At 34.5% G+C, this 2,978-nt stretch carries 4 protein-coding genes; all 4 read left to right on the top strand.

The annotated features are described in order from the left end of the window. Positions 1–427: hypothetical protein (locus tag HRT72_13290; GenBank protein NQY68682.1), on the top strand; the 427-nt coding region annotated here is incomplete at its 5' end. A 59-nt stretch (positions 428–486) separates the two neighbouring features. Further along, the gene (locus HRT72_13285) at positions 487–933 is read left to right on the top strand and encodes a hypothetical protein (protein NQY68681.1); all 447 of its coding nucleotides are present in this window, start codon (positions 487–489) and stop codon (positions 931–933) included. Further along, positions 896–1,648, top strand: a complete 753-nt coding sequence (locus tag HRT72_13280; GenBank protein NQY68680.1) for a hypothetical protein — start codon at positions 896–898, stop codon at positions 1,646–1,648. Before HRT72_13285 ends, HRT72_13280 begins: the two co-directional genes overlap by 38 nt. A gap of 9 nt (positions 1,649–1,657) precedes the next feature. Continuing rightward, positions 1,658–2,554 carry a bile acid:sodium symporter family protein gene (locus HRT72_13275; protein ID NQY68679.1) on the top strand — a complete coding sequence of 299 codons (897 nt, stop codon included), beginning with the start codon at positions 1,658–1,660 and terminating at the stop codon, positions 2,552–2,554. Positions 2,555–2,978: the final 424 nt, after the last annotated feature.

Here is a 2,978-nt window from a genome sequence, read left to right as displayed (position 1 = left end):
TTTAGGAGTTGAAGCGCAGAACGATTTTGCTTTAGGCACCACAATTATTCCAATTGGCGTTAATTATTCCGACCCGCATCATCACTATAATGACCTTTTAATTAATGTTGGTGAGCCAATAAAAGTCTCGGATTATAAAGAGACATTTCTGGAAAATGAAAGAAAGGCAGCAACCGAACTTACTAATACTATAAAGGAAAGACTCGAAGAGAATACAATTGTAATTGAGGATGAAAATATGGATGAGTTGGTAGAAAATATAGAGAAGATTTACAGGAGCAAACTGCGAGAAGATTCAGAAGGAGATATGCCATCGGCGCTCCATAATTTCCAGTTGAGTAAGGCCATAGTTGAGGCCGTTACTTTTTTTAAGAAGAATGATCCGGATAGGGTAATTCACTTCAAGCTAAAATTAACACCTACTTAAATAAATTATCTGATCTTAATTTAAGAGACAGGCAGGTTAGAGGAGACGAGAAAGTTAATGTGTCCTTTTCAATATTATATTTGATAGTTCTTCTTCCCATTTTTTTACTAGGAGCTTTATTGAATTATCCGGCTTTTAAAGTTACCGGTCAGATTTCTAAAAAGTTTGTGAATCGAGGAGATTTCAGAGGATCCCTTCAATTAGCAACCGGTCTTTTGGTTTTCCTTCTTTTCTATTCTATTTCTGGAATATTGGCTTTTGCTTTGTATGGAAAATGGATGTTGATGTTAACCGTTTTGTTGTCTTATCCTTCCGGTTTGTTTTCTCTAAAATATGCAGTTCGCTTCTATCGATTAAAGAGTAATTGGAAGTTTATAAAAATTTTTACGAGAGATGCAGAAGGTATTTCGGAGCTGTCGAAACTAAGGGAAGAGATTATTGAAGAATTAGAAAAAGGGAAGGCCACTTATGTTGAAAATCAATCTAAAGATTCCAATTCTCTTTAAAAATGGAGATGCTGTAATTGTTGGTGCTAACTATAATTCCTTCTGTGTTGATTCTGCCGATACTCGATTTCATTTTTACAACGTTACTCTACCTGTAGGACTTCATAAGATATTTTCGGATAAGCTTACCGCCGATTTTATAACACTAAATAGATTCAATACAGACTTTACGAATGTGGATAAAGGCCATTTTCAATATGGACTGATTTCTACTTTCAGTTTGAAGAAATCGGAAACATTCAAATATAAATTTGGCTTGTATTATAATTACGAAAAGTTTGGATTGTTCTTAGTTCCTTTAATCGGTATGGATTGGAAGGTGAACAAAAAGCTACAGATTCTAGGAGTCTTACCACGTGAAGTAACGGTGCTTTTTAAAGCGCATAAAAAGTTAACTCTGGGGGCGTTATTCAATGGCCAGATTACTTCTTATGCAATGTCAACCGAAAATGGTGGAGGCTATGTGCAGCGTTCTAAAAACGATTTAGGCGTATTTGTAGATGTCTATCTAACAAAATCGATGGTAATACAAGTGGGAGGAGGTTACTTGATTGGAACGAACTACAAGACATATGCAAAAGGAGATAAAATGGATTGGGCCATGAGTTTCATGAAATTTGGTGACGATAGAAAAGTAATCGATAAGATATCAGGTGATGGTGCATATTTTAAAGTTAAATTGCTCTATCGATTCGACTTAACAAATGTCAAATAATACAAGTACATGAAAGATCCAGCAGTTATAGGTTTTTATCTAAATGTAGCCATCGCCATTATCATGGTCGGTATGGGATTGTCACTCACAATAAAGGATTTCATTCGAATGAAAGACAATCCGAAATCAATATTAATAGGGTTAACGAATCAGTTGATTTTATTACCCATTCTTGGTTTGTCTCTGGTTTATATTCTTGGAATGAAAGAAGAGTATGCAGTTGGCTTAATGCTTATTGCAGCTTGCCCTGGAGGGGCTACATCTAATCTAATTAGCAATTTGGCCAAAGGAGATATAGGCCTTTCCGTGTCTTTAACCGCTTTTTCAAGTTTAATAACTGTCTTTACAATTCCGTTAATTGTGAACTTTAGTCTAGGTTATTTTATGCAATCACAAGGAGATATAAGCTTGCCTTTTCTTCCGACTTTTTTGAAAATGATATTAATCGTTGTGATTCCAGTTTCTATAGGAATGCTTGTAAGGAGCAAGAAAGAAAGCTTCGCAAATAAAATGGAGAATCCAGTTAAGATAATCTCGGCTGTTTTTATGGCATTAATAATAGTAGGAGCTGTTTTAGCCAACAAGGACAAACTCGCAGTAGCACTTCCTATTGTTGGTCCTGGTGTAATAGGCTTAAACGTATTGTGCATGCTCTTAGGCCTCTTTAGCGGTAAGTTATTCCAATTAAACCTGAGACAGAGAGTGTCTATATCTATAGAATCAGGAATTCAAAATGCAACATTAGCGATGGCTGTTGGTACAATGGGGGCATTAATAGCATATCCTGAAATAATTTTAGGGCCTGCTATTTACGGTGTACTAATGTTCTTTACTGGTGGAATTGCAGCAACCATATATGCGAAGTTGGTAAATCGGGAAAGTGAAGATATTGGCGAAACAGTTTAAATTTCGCCAATATTAATTTTCATGAACCAAACTTAGTTTTTACGAAGTTTCCCATATTTAAAGTTCTTCCCTTTTATTCCAAATGTGATAATATCGGACTTTTTATTTTCTTGGTAATTAATTTACAGATGGCTTTAAAATTGGTTTTAGTTTAATACATTAAGTATATTCTAAATTCTGGTTTTTAAGACCTGGGCTTTTTATTGCATATTCTGAAATATTTCTAGGTGGCTAAATATTGCGTGCTTATGTTCTTAATTAATGAGTTACCGCAACAGATTATGCTCTATTTAAAAAAAACAGAGAAGCGAATTAAATTCGCTCTAGTTCAATAAGCGCTTTTAAACATCTTTTAGATTTCTCTATATTTGAGGTCGTAAATAAAAACATGAGAGTATTACTTCTATCTGTTATACTAATTTTC

This window comes from Flavobacteriales bacterium, assembly GCA_013214975.1.
GTDB lineage: Bacteria > Bacteroidota > Bacteroidia > DT-38 > DT-38 > DT-38.
Note: the sequence above shows the minus strand (reverse complement) of the source record. Positions and strands in the feature narration are given on the sequence as shown.